At 58.5% G+C, this 20191-nt stretch carries 25 protein-coding genes; 14 read left to right on the top strand and 11 right to left on the bottom strand.

Translation table 11 applies throughout. The features are described from left to right. The first annotated feature begins 22 nt into the window (after positions 1-22). From B7E11_RS29965 to B7E11_RS30625, 3 genes are all read left to right on the top strand, one after another. Positions 23-1024: a YutD-like domain-containing protein gene (locus B7E11_RS29965; RefSeq protein WP_213084134.1), complete on the top strand. Its 1002-nt coding sequence runs from the start codon at positions 23-25 to the stop codon at positions 1022-1024. Positions 1025-1300: 276 nt separating this feature from the next. Then, positions 1301-2518 carry an IS4 family transposase gene (locus tag B7E11_RS10510; protein ID WP_080834131.1) on the top strand — a complete coding sequence of 406 codons (1218 nt, stop codon included), beginning with the start codon at positions 1301-1303 and terminating at the stop codon, positions 2516-2518. Positions 2519-2769: 251 nt separating this feature from the next. Beyond that, entirely contained in the window at positions 2770-2892 is a 123-nt protein-coding gene (locus B7E11_RS30625) for a hypothetical protein (protein WP_275901468.1), read from the top strand. A gap of 300 nt (positions 2893-3192) precedes the next feature. Here B7E11_RS30625 and B7E11_RS10505 read toward each other — a convergent pair whose 3' ends face one another. Together B7E11_RS10505 and B7E11_RS10500 are read right to left on the bottom strand one after the other, a co-directional pair. Further along, a complete protein-coding gene (locus tag B7E11_RS10505) occupies positions 3193-4020 on the bottom strand; it encodes an NAD kinase (protein WP_080834129.1) in 828 nt (275 codons plus the stop codon). Between the two features lie 103 nt (positions 4021-4123). Next, a complete protein-coding gene (locus B7E11_RS10500) occupies positions 4124-5242 on the bottom strand; it encodes a nucleoside recognition domain-containing protein (RefSeq protein ID WP_080834128.1) in 1119 nt (372 codons plus the stop codon). Positions 5243-5426: 184 nt separating this feature from the next. Here B7E11_RS10500 and B7E11_RS30620 point away from each other — a divergent pair, with 184 nt between their 5' ends. From B7E11_RS30620 to B7E11_RS10490, 3 genes are all read left to right on the top strand, one after another. Continuing rightward, positions 5427-5549 carry a hypothetical protein gene (locus tag B7E11_RS30620; protein WP_281256501.1) on the top strand — a complete coding sequence of 41 codons (123 nt, stop codon included), beginning with the start codon at positions 5427-5429 and terminating at the stop codon, positions 5547-5549. A 139-nt stretch (positions 5550-5688) separates the two neighbouring features. Then, the gene (locus B7E11_RS10495; protein WP_080835435.1) at positions 5689-6060 is read left to right on the top strand and encodes a globin domain-containing protein; all 372 of its coding nucleotides are present in this window, start codon (positions 5689-5691) and stop codon (positions 6058-6060) included. Between the two features lie 56 nt (positions 6061-6116). After that, a complete protein-coding gene (locus tag B7E11_RS10490; protein ID WP_080834126.1) occupies positions 6117-6815 on the top strand; it encodes a DUF2225 domain-containing protein in 699 nt (232 codons plus the stop codon). A 57-nt stretch (positions 6816-6872) separates the two neighbouring features. On the opposite strand, the gene B7E11_RS10485 is transcribed toward B7E11_RS10490, so the two are convergent. Next, a complete protein-coding gene (locus tag B7E11_RS10485) occupies positions 6873-7112 on the bottom strand; it encodes a hypothetical protein (RefSeq protein WP_080834124.1) in 240 nt (79 codons plus the stop codon). Between the two features lie 103 nt (positions 7113-7215). On the opposite strand from B7E11_RS10485, the gene B7E11_RS10480 reads away from it, so the two are divergent. Together B7E11_RS10480 and B7E11_RS10475 are read left to right on the top strand one after the other, a co-directional pair. After that, a complete protein-coding gene (locus B7E11_RS10480; RefSeq protein WP_080834122.1) occupies positions 7216-9024 on the top strand; it encodes a M3 family oligoendopeptidase in 1809 nt (602 codons plus the stop codon). A 199-nt stretch (positions 9025-9223) separates the two neighbouring features. Continuing rightward, positions 9224-9631 carry an O-methyltransferase gene (locus B7E11_RS10475; protein ID WP_080834120.1) on the top strand — a complete coding sequence of 136 codons (408 nt, stop codon included), beginning with the start codon at positions 9224-9226 and terminating at the stop codon, positions 9629-9631. Positions 9632-9715: 84 nt separating this feature from the next. Here the strand turns inward: B7E11_RS10475 and B7E11_RS10470 are convergent, their stop codons facing one another. Next, on the bottom strand, positions 9716-10756 hold the full coding sequence (locus tag B7E11_RS10470) for a permease (protein WP_176220686.1): 1041 nt from the start codon (positions 10754-10756) through the stop codon (positions 9716-9718). A gap of 492 nt (positions 10757-11248) precedes the next feature. Between B7E11_RS10470 and trpS the strand changes: the two genes are divergently transcribed. Beyond that, complete coding sequence (gene trpS / locus B7E11_RS10465; protein WP_080835432.1) at positions 11249-12253, top strand: tryptophan--tRNA ligase; 1005 nt, start codon at positions 11249-11251, stop codon at positions 12251-12253. An 18-nt stretch (positions 12254-12271) separates the two neighbouring features. On the opposite strand, the gene B7E11_RS29505 is transcribed toward trpS, so the two are convergent. Then, complete coding sequence (locus tag B7E11_RS29505; RefSeq protein WP_176220685.1) at positions 12272-12445, bottom strand: DUF5325 family protein; 174 nt, start codon at positions 12443-12445, stop codon at positions 12272-12274. A gap of 96 nt (positions 12446-12541) precedes the next feature. Between B7E11_RS29505 and B7E11_RS10460 the strand changes: the two genes are divergently transcribed. Beyond that, on the top strand, positions 12542-12778 hold the full coding sequence (locus B7E11_RS10460) for an alpha/beta-type small acid-soluble spore protein (RefSeq protein WP_080834113.1): 237 nt from the start codon (positions 12542-12544) through the stop codon (positions 12776-12778). Between the two features lie 105 nt (positions 12779-12883). Here the strand turns inward: B7E11_RS10460 and B7E11_RS10455 are convergent, their stop codons facing one another. Continuing rightward, entirely contained in the window at positions 12884-13867 is a 984-nt protein-coding gene (locus B7E11_RS10455; protein ID WP_080834111.1) for a metal-dependent hydrolase, read from the bottom strand. 88 nt (positions 13868-13955) lie between these two features. On the opposite strand from B7E11_RS10455, the gene B7E11_RS10450 reads away from it, so the two are divergent. Then, positions 13956-14237 carry a hypothetical protein gene (locus tag B7E11_RS10450; RefSeq protein ID WP_080834109.1) on the top strand — a complete coding sequence of 94 codons (282 nt, stop codon included), beginning with the start codon at positions 13956-13958 and terminating at the stop codon, positions 14235-14237. A 6-nt stretch (positions 14238-14243) separates the two neighbouring features. Here the strand turns inward: B7E11_RS10450 and gerQ are convergent, their stop codons facing one another. Further along, a complete protein-coding gene (gerQ, locus tag B7E11_RS10445; protein WP_425430063.1) occupies positions 14244-14717 on the bottom strand; it encodes a spore coat protein GerQ in 474 nt (157 codons plus the stop codon). A gap of 21 nt (positions 14718-14738) precedes the next feature. Beyond that, on the bottom strand, positions 14739-15161 hold the full coding sequence (locus B7E11_RS10440) for a cell wall hydrolase (RefSeq protein WP_080834107.1): 423 nt from the start codon (positions 15159-15161) through the stop codon (positions 14739-14741). A 218-nt stretch (positions 15162-15379) separates the two neighbouring features. Between B7E11_RS10440 and cyoE the strand changes: the two genes are divergently transcribed. Together cyoE and B7E11_RS10430 are read left to right on the top strand one after the other, a co-directional pair. Then, positions 15380-16288: a heme o synthase gene (gene cyoE, locus B7E11_RS10435; RefSeq protein WP_080835426.1), complete on the top strand. Its 909-nt coding sequence runs from the start codon at positions 15380-15382 to the stop codon at positions 16286-16288. Positions 16289-16294: 6 nt separating this feature from the next. Beyond that, positions 16295-17023: an SCO family protein gene (locus tag B7E11_RS10430; RefSeq protein ID WP_176220684.1), complete on the top strand. Its 729-nt coding sequence runs from the start codon at positions 16295-16297 to the stop codon at positions 17021-17023. Between the two features lie 544 nt (positions 17024-17567). Here B7E11_RS10430 and B7E11_RS10425 read toward each other — a convergent pair. The 3 genes from B7E11_RS10425 to B7E11_RS10420 all read right to left on the bottom strand — a co-directional run bounded on the left by B7E11_RS10425 (position 17568) and on the right by B7E11_RS10420 (position 19575). Further along, positions 17568-17921, bottom strand: coding sequence for a ribonuclease M5 (locus tag B7E11_RS10425; protein WP_080834106.1), 354 nt, complete (start codon positions 17919-17921; stop codon positions 17568-17570). Positions 17922-18113: 192 nt separating this feature from the next. Beyond that, on the bottom strand, positions 18114-18224 hold the full coding sequence (locus B7E11_RS28900; RefSeq protein WP_139787143.1) for a sporulation protein YjcZ: 111 nt from the start codon (positions 18222-18224) through the stop codon (positions 18114-18116). 127 nt (positions 18225-18351) lie between these two features. Continuing rightward, a complete protein-coding gene (locus B7E11_RS10420) occupies positions 18352-19575 on the bottom strand; it encodes an MFS transporter (protein ID WP_080835420.1) in 1224 nt (407 codons plus the stop codon). Positions 19576-19803: 228 nt separating this feature from the next. On the opposite strand from B7E11_RS10420, the gene B7E11_RS10415 reads away from it, so the two are divergent. Then, positions 19804-20190 carry a GntR family transcriptional regulator gene (locus B7E11_RS10415; RefSeq protein WP_245809673.1) on the top strand — a complete coding sequence of 129 codons (387 nt, stop codon included), beginning with the start codon at positions 19804-19806 and terminating at the stop codon, positions 20188-20190. Position 20191: the final 1 nt, after the last annotated feature.

Raw genomic sequence — 20191 nt, 5'->3', positions numbered from 1 at the left:
ACGTTCGGGAGGAGAAGCATTCGTGATCTACTTGACTGAAGGAAGCGCCTATACGATCGTCCACGATCATAAAAACGGGTGGAACCCCGAGGCGTTTCGCGCAAGGTACAGCGAAGTGCTGGACCGTTACGATTATGTCGTCGGGGACTGGGGCTACAATCAACTCCGACTGAAAGGTTTTTTTCGCGAACCGAACCCTAAAGGTCCGAAAGATTCGGTCATTTCCAATCTGGCGGATTATTTGAACGAATATTGCAATTTCGGGTGCGCTTTTTTCGTGCTCGAGAAAACCGATCCCAAATCGGTGCCCGAGTCGCTCGTGACCGATTTGACCGCCGCGGCGGAACAAGCCGCCGAATCGTCCGAGGGCGATGACGATTCGCAAGCGGCGGCTTCGGCGCAGGGCAACGGCCTGATTCTTCGGTGGCCGCTGAAGGACCGGCCGATCGGGCGCGTGCCGGGCACGAGCCCGTCGGCGGTAGCGAGGGCGGTTTCCGAAGGCGCGGAGCGCAGGGCGGCCGCCCAGGCGCAAGCGGCGGGCGGCAGCTCTCCGGCCGTCGGCGGACGGTCGGAAGCTTCGCGCAGGTCCGGGCAGGATGGCGGCGGACAAGCCGGTTCAGGAAGGACGTTTTCCCGTCCTTCCGACGCCTCCGGCGGCCGCAACGGCGACCGCCGGCCCCAGCAAGCCGGCGGCCCGCGCGGCGGCGGCTCCTCTTCGGCCGAACAGGGCAAAAGGTCCGGAGGCCCGCATCATAAGCCCCCGCAGCACCATAACGGCGGGGGGAGCAAGGAACCGCGCGAGCGGAGCGGCGCGAACGGCCACGACGGTTCCGTCCAGGCCGAGGCGGCGCACGGTTCGCAATCGCGTTCGGGCGGCCGCTGGTCCGGCAAAAACCGCCGCCGCGGCAGCGGCTTCAATAACGGCGGCAAGCCGAACCGGCCCCGCCATGACGGCGGCGCTCCGCGTCCCGAAGGGGGGCGCCGGCCTCCGGAGCTTGGCAATCCGTCCGGCGGCGAACGCTGATGCTCAACGTTCAAAGGCTCTTCCGCGAAAGCTGCGGAAGAGCCTTTTTCAGCGCATCGGAAAGTTTAAGTTCTTCGACTTATTCAAGAGTCTGGTGGAAAATTAGGGGCAGAAGAGGGGCCGCCCAAGCGGAGGGAAAACGAAGGGAGCCTAGGTTGGATTTTGTCCACTACGTATGCAAAAAACCTGACATGAAGCTAGCCAAAATAAAAAAAGTCTCCTATTGTAGAGGAAGCAGACAAAATTGCCCATTTCCCTACAAAGGAGAACAAACCCATGGGCAATATACACCAAAAAACGGTTATGCGCAAGTGTTTAAAAGAACTTAAACTCCATATAAGAAGACTTCCTCTAGCGGATCGCTATTCAAAAAAATTGACGATCACCGCGGCCATCCTGTTATGTATCGAGGGGGAAATTCAACAGCGAAGGACCTTGGAAGATATTCAGCTCCATTTGGCTACCGATCCCTATCTTCAAGAACTGACTGGCGTGTCTTCCGTTCATGCCTCGACGCTGAATCGAAAGCTGGCGAAACTGCCCTTGGAATACTTGCAGTGCATCTTCAATCGATTAGCCTCCCGACTGCAACAACTGATGCCAGGCGCCAAGGGAGTTGGTCATTTGGGTAAACTGGCCCCTATCGATTCAAGCAGTTTCCTTCTTCCGTTTGTGTTTGGCGATTGGGCCTTTTATCAGGATCGAACCAAGGGGGTGAAGATGCACACTCGGCTGCTATGCTTGGACGAAGAAAATCCCTTTCCGGACCGGATCGTCTTGTCCACGGTTGGGGTCTCTGATCAGATGGCGGTTGATGAGCTCGTGACACGCAAGGATCTGACCTACATTTTGGACCGGGGCTACGTGAATTACACGCGCTTTTGTGCATGGGCGAAAGACGGCATTACCTTTGTGGCCCGACTTAAAACGACCAACACGTTCACGGTATTGCAGGAGCACCCTGTGAAGGCCGACACGCCGATCCTGCGGGATGCAACCGTCACGATCTACGACAAGAAGACGAAAACCCATCGGCCGTTTCGCTTGGTGGAGTTCCAGGACGAGAAGGGTCGGACCTACAGGCTGCTGACCAACCGCTTCGATCTTAGCGCCGCGGACGTAGGGGAAGTCTATCGCTGCAGATGGCAAATTGAGTTGTTTTTTAAGTGGATCAAGCAACACCTGACGACGATCACCTTTCACAACCATGATCCGAATGCCGTATGGGCTCAGTTGTATCTGGGCGTCATTAGCTATCTGTTGTGCCAGCTCGTGCATCGGCAAACGCCGAACAAGTTGACCCTGTTTAACTTTGTTCGTTATTTGCGTCATTACAGCCAATACCAGTGGAAGCGGTTCGTCGCCATCTTGAATAAACCTACGGAACGAACCAGTCGGGGAAGGCAAAAGCGAAAACAAGCCAAGACCGTCCCTCGGATTCAACCTGGCAGAGGCAAAAATGAACGTGAGGTTGTGAAGATTCTAGTCCCGTAACGAAACCATTTGGATCCAAACCTTTTTTTGGCAATTTTTTCTGCGATTCCTCCCCTGTTGCTCGTTTTTCCTCTCCCCATCCAAACGACATGTAAAATATTAGGTCAAAGGAAATAATAATGACAAACCAACTCGGTACTGGATTTCGCGTTAGGTTTATTGCATGTATAGTGGATTTTGTCCAATCAAGGGAGCGGAAAACGGGGAAACCGTTGTCTAGAGTGGATTTTATCCAACGAGGAGCTTGGAATTTGGGTGAAAACGAGGAAAAGGCCACGCCAGATTGGACAAAATCCAACGAAAATGACGCGTCTCGTGAAAAAAACGATTTTGATTGGACAAAATCCAACCAAGCTTCGCAAAACCCAGCGTAAACCCCGCTCAACCCTGCGTACTCCCCGCTCATCCCACAGGAAATTTGTTGAGTACTAGCATGCTGCCTCCTCTGGCGCCATCACACTAAACTCCTGTTAAAGGTACAAGGAAAACCGTTCGCTGAGGTTCGACGGCGCGTGACGGCTGTCAACCTCATGCCCCCCGCTTTTCAAGGACGCCGTCAGGCGTTTTTCAGATCGGAGACGATACAAAATATCGCTTTTCAGTATCGCTTCCGATCCGAAATCGTTTTGACAAGACGGGCAGCCGGCTTTCGCCGATCGGAGCGCGAGCCGGCATTATCGCGGACGCTTCTGGGTCGGCGCCATGTCCTCCCGGTTGAGCCCGATGAACGCTTCGCGCACCCGATTCCAGAACGGCAACGGGCGGTAACGGGCGAAACGCACTTTTTCGTCGGCAACCGAGCAGACGATCGAGCGCACCTCGTGAAATTGCATGATCAGGTGGTCGATGCCGATCGCCAGCGGCTCTTCCGGATCGGTGGCGATGTCGCAGTGATGGTGCTTCGGCAAAATGAACGAAGAGCCGAGCGTCCGATACACCCGATTGTTGATCGAAGCGATTTCCGCGATCTGGAGCGCTTCGAGATGCGGATGGATGACGGCTCCCCCGACGCTTTTGTTATACGCGGTGCTGCCGGAGGGAGTGGAGACGACGATGCCGTCGCCGCGGAACATTTCGAAAGGTTCGTCGTTGATGTTGATCTGCGCGACGAGCGTTCCGTCCACGCTTTTCAGCGTGAATTCGTTGAGCGCCATATACACCGAGGTGCCCCCGTCGGTGACGATTTCCACCTTGATGAGGGGATAGCGGACGGTTTTCGGCTCCGTCGTCGCCATCAGCTCGACCAATTCGGTCAGTTCGTTTTTTTGCCAGTCGGCGTAAAACCCGAGGTGTCCGGTGTGGACGCCCACGAAAGCGACCTTGTTCACTTTGTCGCGAAACCGGTGAAAAGCTTGCAGCAGCGTTCCGTCGCCGCCGATCGACAACACGATATCGGGGGCTTGCTCGTCGCTTATGAGCCCGCGCTCCTGGGCAAGGGTATGAAACTGCTCCGCCAATTGGCGGGATAGCCGGTCGCCCCGGTCTAGCAGCGCATATTTCAAGGTTGCAGCTCCTTCCGCAGCAGGTTGTCTGAATGCGATCTTCAATACGATGATAAACAATCGAAGCCGCAAGCACAATGGCTAAGCCTCGCCGCGCCCGGGATTAACCGCCATGCGGGCCGAGGAGCGGCCAGAGCAAATAGATCAAGCCAACGGCGAAGGCGGCATGCAGCAATCTGGCGCGCAAAAAAGGCAAATACCGCCAGGACGTCCGGCTCATCAGCCCGGCCACTTGGGCGTGGACGGAAAGCCCGGCCCACGAGAGGACGAAAGCGCCGGCGGCGACCTGATCGATCAGCGGAGCCGTCTTCGCGGCTTCCGCCGCCGCCCGGGATCCGAGCGTCACTTCGAAGGACCCCTGCACGACCGCTTCGGCCAGGCCGGGAACGAGACCGATCGCGCCGAGGACGGCGCCGAGGCCGGATCGAAGCGCGGAAAGAATGCCGCTGTGAAGGAGCAGCTCGAGAGCGACCGAGAAAAAGACGACAAGCCCGCCGACGACGATCATCAGCCGGATCGACGATTCCAACGCGTCTTGCAGCATGACGCCGAACGGCCGTCCGTCGGCCAGGCGCGCGTGGTGCATCGCGGCCAGCGCTCGGCGCATCCTGCCCCCGTCCTCCGGGAGGACCGGGGACGAAGCTCCCGAAGCTTCCGGCTTCCCGGCCTCGGCGGTCCGCCCGCGCCCCCGAAGCGCCAGGCCGAGCAGCATGGCGCCGCCGTAATGGGCGGCCGCCATGACGGGCGCGATGTCCGCCCGCCCGAAAAACCCGATGCAAACCGCCCCGATCAAAAATATCGGATCCGAGGACGTCGTCATCGCAACGAGCCGTTCCCCTTCCTCGCGATTGACGAGCCGCTGCTCCATCAGCCGCGACGTCAGCCGCGCTCCGACCGGATAGCCGGAGGCGAACCCCATCGCCACGACAAATCCGCCGACGCCCGGAATGCGAAACAGCGGCCGCATGAGCGGATCCAGGAGCGTGCCGGTCAAATGGACGACGCCGAAGCCGAGCAGCAGCTCCGACAGCACGAAGAAAGGGAACAGCGCCGGGAACAGCACCTCCCACCAGACGGCCAGCCCGCGCAGCGACGCCTGGAGCGCTTCGCCCGGCATCGTGAGCGCCATGCCTCCGATCCACAGCGCGAGCAATCCCGTTCCGAGCAGCATCGTTTTTTTGACCAGCCGTACCGGATCGCTTGCGGTCATCCGTTTGCTCATCTTCTCCATCCTTCCGCTCGCGTTGTCTTGTCCTTAACTATATGTGTACAAACCGTCGAAATTGCATCGGTCTTTTTTGAAATCGCTTGCAATAATAACCTGTTAACCGCCGGGAGGATATGATAAAATAGAACTACGAATCCGGTCGGGATCGACAACGGCGCAACGAAGCGGAGGGATGAACGTGGCGGCAATCGTGGCAGGCATCATTGCGTGCGCTTTCGTGTACGTAATCCGGGAATCGCTGCATTCGGCCGAAGATGAAACGGAAACGAAAACGGAAGCCGAATCCGAGCCATTTCGCTAGTCCCGCCCGAAAGGGCGTTTTTTGTTTTTTTGGGAGATAAGTTCCGGGTCTTTTATGGTATAATGAAGTAGCCTGTGAAGGCAAATAGTCCCAGGTGATTCCGCGAATGTCGTCCTACTCGAAATGGGGGTTGCTTCTTATGAACTACGATACGATATACGAGGCCGCGGGAGGCGCTCCGGCCATTCGGGAACTGGTGCAAAAGTTTTACCCGAAAGTGCAAGCCCATCCCTTGCTATCGCCTTTGTTTCCGGAGAACATCGATCCGGTCATGGAAAAGCAATATCAGTTTTTGACCCAGTTTTTCGGCGGGCCGACGCTTTATTCCGACGAGCACGGCCATCCGATGATGCGGGCCCGTCATCTTCCGTTTCCGATCACGCGGGAGCGGGCGGACGCTTGGCTGGACTGCATGAGTCGCGCGCTGGCCGAAACGGCGATTCCCGCCGAGCTGCAGGAGCTCATGCTGACAAGGCTTTCGGGACCTGCTTATCACTTTATCAATACTTAATTAAAGCACGGCGCCGACTTGAAGAAAAACCTGCCGCCGCCCGAGGAGGAATTCCGATGGAACCGCTCTATCAGTCCAAAATCGTTTGCGCCTGCTGCGAAAATACGTTCGCAACCTCCCGCGTTCGCCCGAGCTTCAAGAGGCCGATTCGTACCGACAGCGATTTTTGCGCGTATTTCGACGTCATCAATCCGGATTATTACGTTGTCAGGGTTTGCCCCTATTGCGGCTTCGCGTCGACGGAAAATTTCAGCGACCGCCTTTACGATAAACAAAAGCAAGCCTATTTGGAAAAGCTCGGCCATCAATGGAAGATGCGGGATTACAGCGGCGAAAGAACGCCGGAAGCGGCGTTGGAATGCTATAAGCTCGCCCTGCTGACGGCCCAGGCGGTAGGCGAAAAGGACCGGGTCATCTCCGGCCTGCTGCATCACATCGCCTGGCTTTATCGCAACGCGGGCCAGAAGGAACAGGAGATGCGGTTTCTCCGGTTCGCTTTGGATGCTTACGTACGGGTTTACGAAGCCGAGCGCGGATCGCTCAACAATGCGCGTTTGCTGTACGTCATCGGGGAGCTGCACCGCAGGCTCGGCGATCCGCGCGAAGCCGTGCGCTGGTTTTCGCGCGTCATTCACGACAAGTCCATTACGGACGGGGCGATGATCCGCGCCTCCCGGGAGCAGTGGACGCTCATTCGCGAGGAGATGCAGCAAAAAGGACAGGAGCTGCCGGAGGAAATGCAGAGCGGGGCTTGAGCATCGGCGCACCGTTGCAAGCACGGCGAAGAGGGAAGTCTCTCCGCCATGCTTTTTTTATTTTCGGGGGATCGGCTTGTCCGCCATCAAATAATCGTCGTCGGAGTCGATCAGCTGGATTCGCGTGCGGCAGCACGGAAAGACGACCGCCCGCTTGCCGGGCCCGGCGCGCAGGTCGCGGACTTCCGCCGGTTTGATCGGAAGGCGCACGTGGGACTGGCCGCAGAACGGACATTCGGAAGCGTAAACTTCATTCATTTGAATATCGTATGGTAAACTGTTACCGAAAGGAATCAATTTCGGCACCTCCTGTGTACATACGTTAACGATACATCAGCGCAAGGCCGCGCGCAACGCGCATATTTCCGCGGGGGAACCGCGAGTAGGGGGAAGGAAGCGAATGACGCAAACGAACGAACGCGAAACGCAAAGATGGGACCTGGACGTTTTGTTTCCGGGCGGATCGGAATCGCCCGTTTTCGCCGCTTTTTTCGAAGAAACGGAGCGGCTTGTCGGCCAGCTGCTTGGCGAATTGAAAGCAAGCGACGGAGAAGCGGGGGACGATTCCTTCAAGGACCGCCTTGGGTTGTGGACCGACGGGCTGCAAAGGGCGCTGTCCCGGCTGCGGCAAGCCGATTCTTTCATCGGCTGCTTGACGTCGCAGCGGATGGACGACCGCAAGGCGGTCGCCTGGACCGAACGGGTGCAGACGCTCGCCGCGCGGTTTCGCCAGGCCTCCGATCTGTACGACGTCAAGCTGGCTTCGCTTTCGGAACGGAAGTGGGAGGAATGGTCCGCGTCGGGCGGCCGCGCGGAGGTGGCGTTTCTGCTTCGCGAGCGGCGCGACGCGGTTAAGGACAAATTGCCCCCGGCCCTCGAAGGTCTGGCCGGAGAGCTGGCCGTGGACGGCTATCACGGCTGGGCCGAGCATTATCAGACGATCGTCGCCCGAATTTCGATTCCGTGGGAAGAGAACGGGGAAACCGTCCGATTGTCCGCTGGACAGGCGGCCAACAAGCTGGACCATCCGGACGCGGCGGTCCGGGACGAAATGGGGCGCCGCTGGGAAGATGCCTGGTCCGGGCAGGCGGATTTGTGCGCCGACGCGCTCAACCGGATCGCCGGCTTCCGGTTGAAGCTGTACGGCGCCAGAGGCTGGAACGATCCGCTTCGGGAGCCGCTCAAGCTGAACCGGATGAGCCGCGACACGCTGGACGCCATGTGGACGGCTGCGGCGGGCGCTCTTGAGCCTCTGCAACGGTACATGTCGGCCAAAGCGCGGCTGATGGGCAAGGATCGGCTCGCATGGCACGACGTCGAAGCGCCCGTCGGGGAAAACGCGGCCGTCATTCCGTATGCCGAAGCGGCCGCCCTGATCGAATCCGCGTTCGGCGCCTTTTCGCCGGACATGGCCGCCCTCGCGAAAAGAGCGTTCGGCGAGCGCTGGATCGAGGCGGAAGACCGTCCGGGCAAGCGCCCGGGGGGATTTTGCACCGATTTTCCCGAAAGCGGGCAAACCCGTATTTTTATGACGTATTCCGGAACGCCGGGGAACGTCTCGACATTGGCGCACGAGCTCGGCCACGCCTATCACAGCTCGCTCGTGCACGGGCTGCCGCCGTTCGCGCAGGATTACGCGATGAACGTGGCCGAAACCGCGTCGACGTTCGCGGAAGGGCTGGTCAGCGACGCGCTGCTTCGCTTGGCGGACGGCGACGCCGCAAGGCTTGCGCTGCTGGACGAAAGGCTGCAGCGCGCCGCCGCGTTTTGCATGAACATCCGCGCGCGTTTTTTGTTCGAAACGAGGTTTTACGACGAACGTTCCAAAGGCATGCTCGAGGCGGAGCGGCTAGGCGAGCTGATGCTCGAAGCGCAGCGCGAAGCGTTCGGCGGGGCGCTGTCCTCGTGGCATCCGCATTTTTGGGCTTCGAAGCTGCATTTTTATTTGACCGACGTGCCGTTTTACAATTTCCCATACACGTTCGGTTACTTGTTCAGCACGGGAATCGCGGCGGTGGCCGAAGCCGAGGGGCCGTCCTTCGCCAAGCGGTACGATCTGCTTCTGCGGGACACCGGGCGGATGACGGTCGAGCAGCTCGGCTCCCGGCATTTGGGCGTGCGGCTGGACGAGCCGGAATTTTGGAAAGCGGCGGTCGAACGCGCCGTTGCGGACGTGGACGAATTTTGCGCGCTCGGCTTGAAGGGGTAAGCGAAAAAAGCGAGAGAACGGCGGAGAGGATGAGGACCTGCCTCTCCGTCGCTTCGTTCGAAAGCCCCTTTTGCGAAAATCTTTTTACGACATTTCCAGACAAAATGATTGTAATTTTCTAAATATTTTCATATAATAGTCCTATCGACTCATGGGAATACATACCGCTTTTGAAATTTCGTGCATAAGGAGGAGAATGATGCATTCGGAACAGGTCCCATTGATCAGGCAAGTAGACATGGCCCTGCAACAGCTTGAAAATGAGCTGAAGGGCATGACGGCCGGAACGATCGTGCTGCAAATTCGCAACGATACGGTGGGGAAATTCGGCATCCGCCATTTGCCGATTGACATCGACCAGGCAAGAGCGGGCAAGGGGAGCTCTCCCGGATTGACCTCGGCCCAAGTAACGGCTCTGCGCCGCACGGCGGTCGAAGCGATCACCCGCAAAAACGGCTGGACTCACGGCGAGATTACATACGATTTCGCGCTTCGCCAGGACAAGGTTCAAGTAAGCGTACAGTTCGAGTCCAACTACAATATGGCCAACGTTTTGTTCCGGCTGCACCCGAAGAAGCACGACCGCCGGGGCATTTCCGGCGAATAGGAAGCGAGGACGTCAGCGCGAGAGCGGCTCCCGGCGAAGGGGGCCGCTCTTTTTTGGTTTGCGGCGTGCCCCCGTCACGGGCCGTCAAACCCATCCCCATTTTTCGAACAGCACGGAACCGGCCAGCACGAGCCAAACGGCGAGGAACGCGAACAGCAGGACGAATTTGTTTTTGAATACGGCGAGCATCATCAGCAGCGTTTTCATATCGAACATGGGACCGAAGACAAGAAACGACAACAGCGCTCCTTGCGGCACGTACGCCGCGAAGGAAGCGGCCACGAAGGCGTCCGCGGTGGAGCACAGCGACAATACGAAGGCGAGTCCCATCATGAACAAATGCGTAAAAAAATGGTGTCCGGCCGCGGCGGCAAGCTGTTCGGGCTGCAGAGCGGTTTGCAAAAAAGCCGCGAACATGCAGCCGACGATCAAATAGTTGCCCGTATCGCGCAAATCTTCCGCCGCGTGGGAGCCGATATGCGCGGCTTTGCTTTTCCAAGCCCGCATTCGCTCCGGCAGCGAACCTCCCTTACCGCGCGGACCGAACATCGTTTCGTGGTCATGGTCGTGAAACGAAGACGCCGCCGCCGTTCCGCCGCCGTTCGCTCGCAGCGGATCGCGGCCGCCCATCGCGAAAGCCGCGATCAGCCCGAGCGCGACCGCCACGGCGAACGCAAGCGCGAACCGCGCGTTGACAAGTCCGGAATGCGCTCCGAGGGCGGTCAGCGTCGAGGCGAAGACGATCGGATTCAGGACGGGCCCCGCAGCCAGGTAAGAGAAGCCGACGAAGGGCGGAAGGCCTTTGCGGATCAGTCTTCGGACGACGGGGATCATGCCGCATTCGCAAATGGGGAGAGCGAGGCCGAGCAAGCTTCCGAACAGGATGCCGCCGGCTTTCCCGCGGGGGGCGAGCCGCTGGACGAAGCGGTCGGGAACGACCGTCTCCAGCAAAGCGGACAGGACGGCCCCGGCAATGAGAAAAGGCAGCGCCTCGAACAAAAGCCCGGCAAACGCCCGGTAAAACGGAAACAGGCGTTCCAGCGGCAAGCGGGCGGCATAAGCCGCATATGCCAAAATGAACGTCGCGACCGCGGCCGCGGCGAGACTGAACCTGGAAACCGTCACGTTCATCACTTCCTTACGGCTTGATGGGGACAGGCGTTAGTTTAGCGTATGCTCGATCTCCCGTTGGCAAGAACCGGGGAGGTTGACTTCCCGGCGCGGGGGAGTATAATGAATTTCAATCGACTTTACGTCGGCATATCGGCCATTGGCGATGACGAGAACAAGTACGCATACGGAGACAGCTGGCAGAGAGCCGGTGTTCGCTGCGAACCGGCGCTTCTCCCGTGCGGAATGGAACTCGGAGCCGAAGCGGAAAGACGCGCCGGGCATTCTTTTTCAGTCCGTCCCCGGGAGCGTCCGTTGCTTTCCGTCCGTTCCGCGTTACGGAACACAAAGGCTTCAAGCGGCCGTTTCGCCGCGTTTTTCGAAGCGAACAAGGGTGGCACCACGACCTCTTCGTCCCTTACGGACGAGGGGTCTTTTGTTTTTTTAGCAGGATTAATCGGAAGCGCCGGCAGATGGACCGGCCAACAGGAAGGGGATTGCATTTACATGAATTCAAACGCGAAACAGCGGGTACTGTCCGGCATTCAAGCAAGCGGCAAGCTGACGCTCGGCAATTACATCGGCGCCATGAAAAACTTCGTCAAGCTGCAGGAGGAGTACGACAGCTTCTACATGATCGTCGATCTGCACGCGATTACCGTGCCGCAAGAGCCGGCGGCGCTTCGGGAGCAAACGGAATCGGTCGCGGCTTTGTTTATCGCGGCGGGCATCGATCCGCAGCAGTCGGCCGTTTTCGTCCAATCGCACGTTCCGGCGCACGCGGAGCTGGGCTGGATCATGACGACGCTGTCGTATATGGGGGAGCTCGAGCGGATGACGCAATTCAAGGACAAATCGGCGGGCAAGGAAGCGGTAGGAGCCGGCTTGTTCGTCTACCCGCCGCTCATGGCGGCCGACATTTTGCTGTATGACACGCATCTCGTCCCGGTCGGCGACGACCAGAAGCAGCATCTGGAGCTGACGCGCGATCTGGCGGGCCGGTTCAATCACCGTTTCGGCGAAACGCTGCGGATTCCGGAGCCTTATATTCCGAAGGTGGGCGCGAGAATCATGTCGTTGGACGACGCAAGCAAAAAAATGAGCAAAAGCAATCCGAATCCGGGAAGCTACATTTCCCTGCTCGATTCCCCGGACGAAATCCGCAAAAAAATATCCCGGGCCAAAACGGACCTGGGACGGGAGGTCGAGTTCGACCCGCAAACCAAACCGGAAGTCAGCAATCTGATGAGCATCTACGCCCTTTGCGCTGGAATTTCGGTCGACGAGGTTCAGGCGCGGTACGAGGGACAGGGATACGGGGCGTTCAAAAAGGATTTGGCGGAGCAAGTCGTTGCCGTCCTTGAACCGATCCAGCGGAAATATACGGAAATTCGCGAATCCGGCGCCATTCACGATTTGCTGCGCGAAGGCGCGCGGAAGGCCAACGAGGCGGCGGAGCAAACGCTGGCCCGGGTAAAGGACGCGATGGGCTTCCTGCTCCCCCGCCGTTAGTCTCCGGACGTCCGAAGCCTACTGCGGGCTTCTGCGGCTGCGCGATTTGACGGTGAAGCCGATTCCGATCGTGCAGCCGCAGAGGACGAAAAACAGGGCGGACAACCAAACGTTATAGTCGAGCGAGATGGCGGTGGCGGTCATCCAGGCGACCGAAACGAAGGCCAAAACCCATGCCACAGATTTCTTCATCTTTTTCATCTCCTTGAAGCATATTTTTCTTTCGCCTTTGCATACTACAAAAGCAAGCTTGCAAATAACTTCAGCAAGGCGAAAGGAGCAATCAACATGGCCAGCAACAATTCTTCTCGCAACCGGGTACTTGTAAAAGAATCCAAAGGTGCCCTGGAAAACATGAAGATGGAAGCCGCACAATCCCTCGGCGTTCAAATTCCGTCCGACGGATACTACGGCAACGTCACTTCCCGTGATGCCGGATCGCTTGGCGGTTATATCACGAAAAACCTGGTCCGCATCGCCGAACAACAGCTTTCCGGTGGTCAACAGTTTACCGGCGGTCGTTAATCGGACTCGATAGTCCCGACCGAAAGCCCGAGGTTGCCCTCGGGCTTTTATTATTGTCTCCTTTTGAAGCGAAATCGTCAATAGCCGCGGCCGAGGCCCGGCCGCTTAGTACGTGTTCATCCGCAGTCTTTTTTCCAGGCGTTCGTCGCTCAGCCATCCGACGTAAGACTGAAGCGGCTGCAGGGAGGAATCGAGCAGCGCGACGGCGACGAAAGGGTATTGCCGGCGGTAACGGTACCGGATGTCGATCCAGCGCACCTCGAAGCCCCACGGCCGTTCATGGACCTGCCCGCAGGGGAACGGAGTCACGTTCAGAAACGCCTGAACGTCCGCGATATTCCTTGAAGCGTCGATGGCGGGGTGCTGATCGCAGCTGGTCCGGTCGACCCAGGTCAGCTTTCCGTTTTCCCAGTAGCCGATCGTGTACGAGCAGTCCTTCGACAGCCGGACGACGTTCCAGCGATGAAGGGAAACGGTGGGCAGCAGCGTATAGTCGTCGCCCGGCCGATGCCCGGAATCCGTTTTCGGAACCTTGGCCGCCGTCCGGCGTCGAACGGCCCATCGCCAGGCGTAATAAAGGACGATCAATCCGTACAGGACGGGGAAAATCGCTCTCGGATCCGCGGTTCCGGTCATCCAAAGCAGAAGGGCCACGAGATGCGATGAAAAAATAAACGGATCGAAAATGTGAATGATGTTCCAGGCGATCCACTTTTTCGAAAACGGCCGAAGCGCTTGCGTTCCGTAGGCGTTGAACAAGTCGCTTGCGACGTGTACGACGACGGCGAGCAGCACCCAGAGCGCCAAATGCCACCAGGGCAGGCCTCGAAACAAGGCGGCCAAAGGGAGGGAAATCGCCGCCGCCCATCCGACAACCGCCGGCAGCGAATGGGACAAGCCGCGGTGGTTTCTGATATAATCGGCATTGCTTTTGAAACGGAGCAGCCCGTCGAGATCGGGCGCCTGCGACCCGGCGACCGTGCCGATCAGCGCGGCGACAGCGCCGTAAGGATGCGAAGCGATGACCGGATCGACAAGGGCGAGTCCGCCCAGGCCGAGCCCGAACAGCAGATGCGTGCCGGAATCCATAACTGGAAGTCCCCTTTCGTCGTCATGACGTTTGTCGGGTTTAAGTATGGGCAAGGCCGCCCGAATTTATAAAATTGGAGGAGACGGAATGATTTTGTTCGTGGAATATGCCGTGGAACGGCAGCATCGCGCCGCTTATATGGAATGGGTGCGCGCGGAGCCGCGGCGGTGGAACGGAGTCGAACTGCTCGAAAACACCGCGCAGCCTGGCGTTATCGTCGAACTGAGAAGGGTGAAAAGCGAGGCCGAAGCCGCCGAAATAGAAAAGGAACGCCGCGAAGGACGTTCCGGATGGGAGGCGATGACGCCCTGGATCAAAGGAGGGCGCGAGGGCCTGAGAATTTGGACGTTCGTTCCGGTAACCGGCTGATTCGAATCAGCCTTGGGTGCCGAACGGCAAGGTGTAGTTGAGCGGTTCGTCGAAGGTGATATAGTCAAGGTTCAGGGTGAGCAGCAAAAACCGCCTGCCCGTAGCCGGATCGCTGATGATGATATGATCCCGTCCGGCCGCCTCCAGCACGCCCTTGAATATTTTCGCGTTCCATTCGCTGTTGTTTTCGTACGTCATGTACAGCGTGGCGACTTTGCCGAGGTTCATGCGCAGGATGTTTTCTACATACGATTCTTCGGTCGGCAGCGGCATCGTCGTCCCGGCGGGCGTGATCATGGATCCGCTCGGAGCGGCCATCGGGGGCATCATGACGCCGCCCGGAACGCCCATCGGCATCATGCCCGCGGTTCCGGGAAACGCGTTGTTGCCCGTCATCGCGGGGCTGACCATCGGCTGGGGCACGGGCATGGGCATAGGCGTGGGGGCAGCGGTATTCGGCCAGGGAGCTTTTTGAATCAAAGTAAATCCTCCTTTGACGCCTTAATAAACTCGGGGACAGTCCTCGTACGTGGGAGCGAAGAAGCAGTGGGCCTTGAAGCGCCCGGTATTGGTCTGATCGTACCAGGTGCCGGGGCAGCCTCCCGACGGGCGGAAAAACCATAGCGCGTTGGATGCCGGATGAGTGCGCTCTCCGTTGACGGCGCGTCTGGCGAGCGCGATATCCGCTTCGCGGGCTCTCTGGTAAAAATACGGCTTTTGGACCGCTTCGAACCCGCCCGGCGACTGGAACGCCATGTCGGATACGGAGCGGATGTTGCGAAAATCGAGACAGTTCCCGCGAATGCGGTTGACGCCGACGTTGCCGACCATCAGCATGCCGAGGTGGCCTTCGCCCTCCGCTTCCGCGCGCATAAGGCGGGCCAGCATTTTGATGCCTTCTTCGTTCGTTTTGATGACGGCCATTCGATTTGCACCCTTCCTCTTGCGGTCTCGCCTCCAGCTCCGCCGCCGGGCGGCACTGGGCGAATGTCACTCTACAATGTATTGTGAAGCGCCCAAAAGTGTGACATCTTCGGCGAAAAGGAATACAAGAGCTTCGCGGGCCGCCGGGCAATGGCAAATTCATGAACTTTGACGGCGGAATCGTTGTCAATGATTTGACTTATAAGGTATCATTAAAAATGGAAAAATGGCGGTCGCTTGCGGCTTTTCATTCTCGAAGGAGGAGCTCCGTGCTTAAAGATCTTGTGGCCCTGACCAAGCCGCGCATCATCCGGTTGAACTTATTTGCGGCTTTCGGCGGTTTTTGGGTCGCTTCCCGGTGGGAGATGGACTGGATGCTGCTTGTCTGGGTGCTTATCGGTTCGACGCTGACGATGGCGTCCGCTTGCGTGTTTAACAACTATCTCGACCGGGAAATGGACACGAAAATGGAGCGAACCCGGAACCGGGCGCTCCCGACCGGCAGGCTGCGGCCTTCATTCGTGCTCGGGTACGGCGTCGTGTTGGGAATCGCGGGGCTTGCCGTCCTGTTCGGGCTCGTCAATCCGCTGACCGGCTGGCTCGGGATTTTGGGGATATTCGTTTATGTCGTCATCTATACGATGTGGCTGAAACGAAGCTCGACGTGGAGCACCTCGGTCGGAGGGGTATCGGGGGCGATGCCTCCCGTCATCGGGTATTGCGCGGTGACCGGCCAGGTGGACGCGGGAGCCTGGATATTGTTCGCGCTTCTGTTTCTGTGGCAGCCTCCCCACTTTTGGTCGCTCGCGATCCGGCGGGTCGAAGAGTACCGCGCAGCGGGATTTCCCGTTCTTCCGGTCGTGAAAGGCATCGAGCGGACGAAGCTGCAAATGGTTCCGTATATCGCCCTGCTGCTGGTCGCTTCGGTCTTCCTTTATACGTACGGGTACGTAGGCGTTGTTTTTCTCGTTTTATCGGTCGTCATCGTCGGAGCTTGGCTCCTTCACGCGCTGTCCGGCTTTCGGGCCAAAGACACCGAGAAATGGGCGAAGGCCGACTTTCTGATTTCCGTCAACTATTTGCTGATTATGTTTTTGGCGATGATTCTCGACACGAATGGAGCTTAAGCGAAGATGAGCGAATTCAAGGGCGAACCGTCCGACAAACTGGAAAATGCAACCCCCGAAACCGCCGAAACGGCCGGAACCGGAGCGAATGGGCCTTCGGCGCCTACCGTAGGAACGCAAAAATCGTTCGCCCGCCGGTACGCGTTTCCGATGGTGCTGCTGGCGCTGTGCCTGGCGCTCGGCGGCTATCTGCTGTGGGATTCCATGAAAGGCAGCGACCTTCCGGTTCAGGGCGAAGCGGCGGATTTCACGCTGCAAAGCATCGACGGCGAAGCGGTGACGATGAGCGAGCTCGACGGCAAGGTTCGCCTGGTGTATTTCTTCTTCTCCAACTGCCCGGACGTCTGTCCTCCGACGACGTTCATGCTTTCCCAAGTGCAGGAGAAGCTGAAGGCGGACGGAGATTTCGGGGACAAGGTCGAATTTTTGTCGATTACGATCGACCCGCTGCGCGATACGCCGGAAGCGCTGCGCGCGTTCGGGGACAAATTCAACGCCGACTATGCCGGCTGGAAATTCCTCCGCGGCGACGAGGAGCAGCCGATCTGGGATTTGGCGCAAGAGTACGGCCTCATGGTCGTGAAGGATCAAAACGGGGACTTCGGCCATTCGAACCTCGTCGTGCTGGTCGACAAAAAAGGCCAGATCCGCAGCTATATTTCGCCGGACGCGAACGGAAATCCGGGCGATCTGGATGCGGACGCGCTGTACGAGCAAGTCAAAACGCTGCTGTAAATTCGGGGGCGGCGAAGAAGAGGGGTTGTCCGAAGGCTTTTCGGCCTCGGGCAGCCCTTTTTGTTGCGGATATGGTGAATTGGCTACCCGTAGTTCGCACGTTTTGGCGCTAAGTTGGGTAGATTTTACTCATCTTAGCCGGGTATAGGCGCGTGTCGGCGCGCAGTTGGGTAGATTTTACTCATCTCATCCGGGTATAGGCGCGTGTCGGCGCTCAGTTGGGTAGATTTTACTCATCTTAGCCGGGTATAGGCGCGTGTCGGCGCTTAGTTGGGTAGATTTTACTCATCTCAGCCGGGTATAGGCGCGTGTCGGCGCTCAGTTGGGTAGATTTTACCCATCTTAGCCGGTTATAGGCGCGTGTTGGCGCGCAGTTGGGTAGATTTTACTCATCTCAGCCGGGTATAGGCGCGTGTCGGCGCTCAGTTGGGTAGATTTTACTCATCTCAGCCGGGTATAGGCGCGTGTCGGTGCTCAGATGGGTAGATTTAACTCATCTCAACCCGCTAAACGCAAAAAGTCGTAAGCAGTTAAAGCATTCGTTTCACTCCGGCCATTCGGCGGGAGGGGGGTAAACGATGTATTGTTCCAGGCCGGCTTTTTCGAGCTGCTGAATCAAATATTCTTCCGGGGTCCCTTCGACCCCGTTGTAGCCTCGACGCGTGTAAATATGCTCGGCGTCGGGAAATACGTCGCTGAGCATGCCCCGGATTCGCCGGCCGGAAGCGTCCGGGTCGGTAAAAAGGTACACCTGGCGATCCCGCACCGCCTTGCGAAGCGATTCGATCCGCTCGGTATTCAATGTGCCGAAGGTGCAGTAGATCGGAATTTCGGGAGACAGCACGCGGGCGAGGCGGCTTTTGTCGTTTTTTCCTTCGACGATGATGGCGACATCCATTTGCTGCGACCCCCTTCAGGCGGGAACGGGAGCGGCGCTTCCGTCCTCTTGTTCCTATTGTACCACAACGGGGAAAAGGCGAGCTTGTCCGGCGGCTCGGGATCGTCCCCTCGCAAATGGAGGGATGAACCGCTCCGGCGTTCGCGGCTCATCCCGAAACGAAACGTTTGGCCTTGCGCCGTTCGAACGAAATCAACAGGCTCTCAGCACGATGACGAGCAGAACGAACAGGACGAGCACGATGGCCGCCGAGGCGCCATGGCCGTGTCCATGTCCGTGGCCGCAATCCGCAATTTGAGACATCCGCGTTCACCCCGCTTTTAACGCTTATTGCCGCCCGCCTTCCCGCGAAGCCGAAAAGGCGCGCCGCCCTACAGCATATGCGTCTGTCCCTGGGGCGACGTGTGCGATCACCTATTTTCCCGCTTCTTCAATGTCCCGCCGCCGGGGGGCTGGCGTCGGCTCCTCCGTTCCAGCCGAGAGAGTAATCCGGCCGGGGCGCAAGCGCGAGCAGCGCGATCATCAGCACGGCGAACGCGATAAAATACGGCGAAAGATAGTCCCTGACGGCTCCGGCCGCGACCGGTCCGAGGAAAGCGCCGATCGAGGAGGCGATCGACATGAACGAGAGCGTTCTGCCGTATCGGGAAGAACCGCTCAACTGAAGCAAAAAGGAGGTCATGGCCGGGAAGACGACCCCTTTGGCCATGCCGAGCGAGAACAACAGCACGGCGATCGGCAACGGCCATCCCGCCGCCAGGCCGTAATAGGTGATCGCAAGCAGCAGCAGGCCGCAAACGCTTCGGGCGTAAGGCAAATATTTTTGCAGAAACAGCAGGGCCAGCGTGGCGAGCGAGCCGAGGCTGATAACGGAAAACAGCAGGCCGGTCGTCATCATCTCGTCGGCGGATTTCACGCTGAGCGGCAGTTCGAAAGAGAGAATCCCCTGAGAGCAGGACATCGCAAGCGGCAAAATGAGCACGATCCAAGGAAACCGCCTGTCGCCCATTGAAGGAAGCGGCGCCGGCTCCGCGTTCGACGGGGACAGGGATACGCTTGCTTTCGATCCCGACGGCGAGGACGCCGGGGCGGCATCTGCGAACGGCTGCTTGGCTTCGCGAACGAAAATCAAGGAAGCGATGCCGGTGACGAGCAGAATCCAGCCGAGAATGAGAAAGGACGTCTCAAACCCGATTTTGGCGGTCATCCAGGCTCCCGCCGCCGGCGATACGACGGCCGCGACCGTATGGACAAGGCCGTTGCCGGCCATCAGCTTGCCTTGATGAATGCGGTTCCGGGCGAGCCTCGCGAGCATCGCCAAACAAGCCGGGGAAAGGAAGGCGAGCACGAACCCGCTGACGGAACGGATGTACAGCAGCTGCCAAGGATCAGTGACCCGCGCTTGCAGCAGCAGCAGGATGCCCGCCCCGGTCAGACTGCCGGCGATGAACAAGCGGCTTCCGAACCGGTCGACGCTGTAGCCGGCGAGAATGTTGCCGGGCAGATGAGTGAGCGAGTACATGCCCATGACGAGTCCGATAAAAGAAGGAGCCGCCCCGAGAGATACGGCAAACGGGGTGAGCATCGGATATTGCGCGTGCAGGTCGAAAAAGGCCACGAACAAAAACAGATAAAGCCATATCGCGGTTTTCAATCGCTTCGCCTCCGCCGGCGATTTCGGCACGGTCGGGCCTTCGATCGCCAAAGCTTGTTTTATCCTACTTGTACGTTCGATCTCGTCCGTATATGCCGCCCGTTTTCGTTGGCCGATCGCGCAAGCCGGTTGCAAGTGTATGGCGTCGTGTGGTACATTTGGATCAAAAGTGTATGGCGTGTCATCATACACATTACACAATCATGAAACGGAGAGCCGGTGAAAAGGTTGCCGCCATTTTGGATCTGGTCCCCGCAGGATTTTCAAATCGATCCTTCGCGCCCGCTATACGAACAATTCGTCGAGCAAATCCGGGCGAAAATCGCCATGGGGAAGCTGGAACCGGGAGCGAGGCTTCCGTCGGTCCGGGACACGGCGGCAAGCCTCCGGGTCAATCCGACGACGGTGATGAAGGCTTATCAGGAACTGGAAAGACTGTCGCTCATCGTGACGTTCCGCGGCCAAGGCACGTTCGTTACGCGGGATACGGACGCGATTCGGTCTTCCCGAAAGCGGATCGCGAAGGAAGCGTTCCGGCAATTGGAAGAAACGGCCGCATCGATCGGTCTGACGGTGAAGGAATTGATCGAGTTGGCTCACGAACAGGAGGAATGAC

Origin of the sequence: Cohnella massiliensis (assembly GCF_900169535.1) — a bacterium.
Taxonomy (GTDB): domain Bacteria; phylum Bacillota; class Bacilli; order Paenibacillales; family Paenibacillaceae; genus Cohnella; species Cohnella algarum.
The sequence above is the reverse complement of the archived record's forward strand: the minus strand, read 5'-3'. Positions and strand labels throughout refer to the sequence as shown.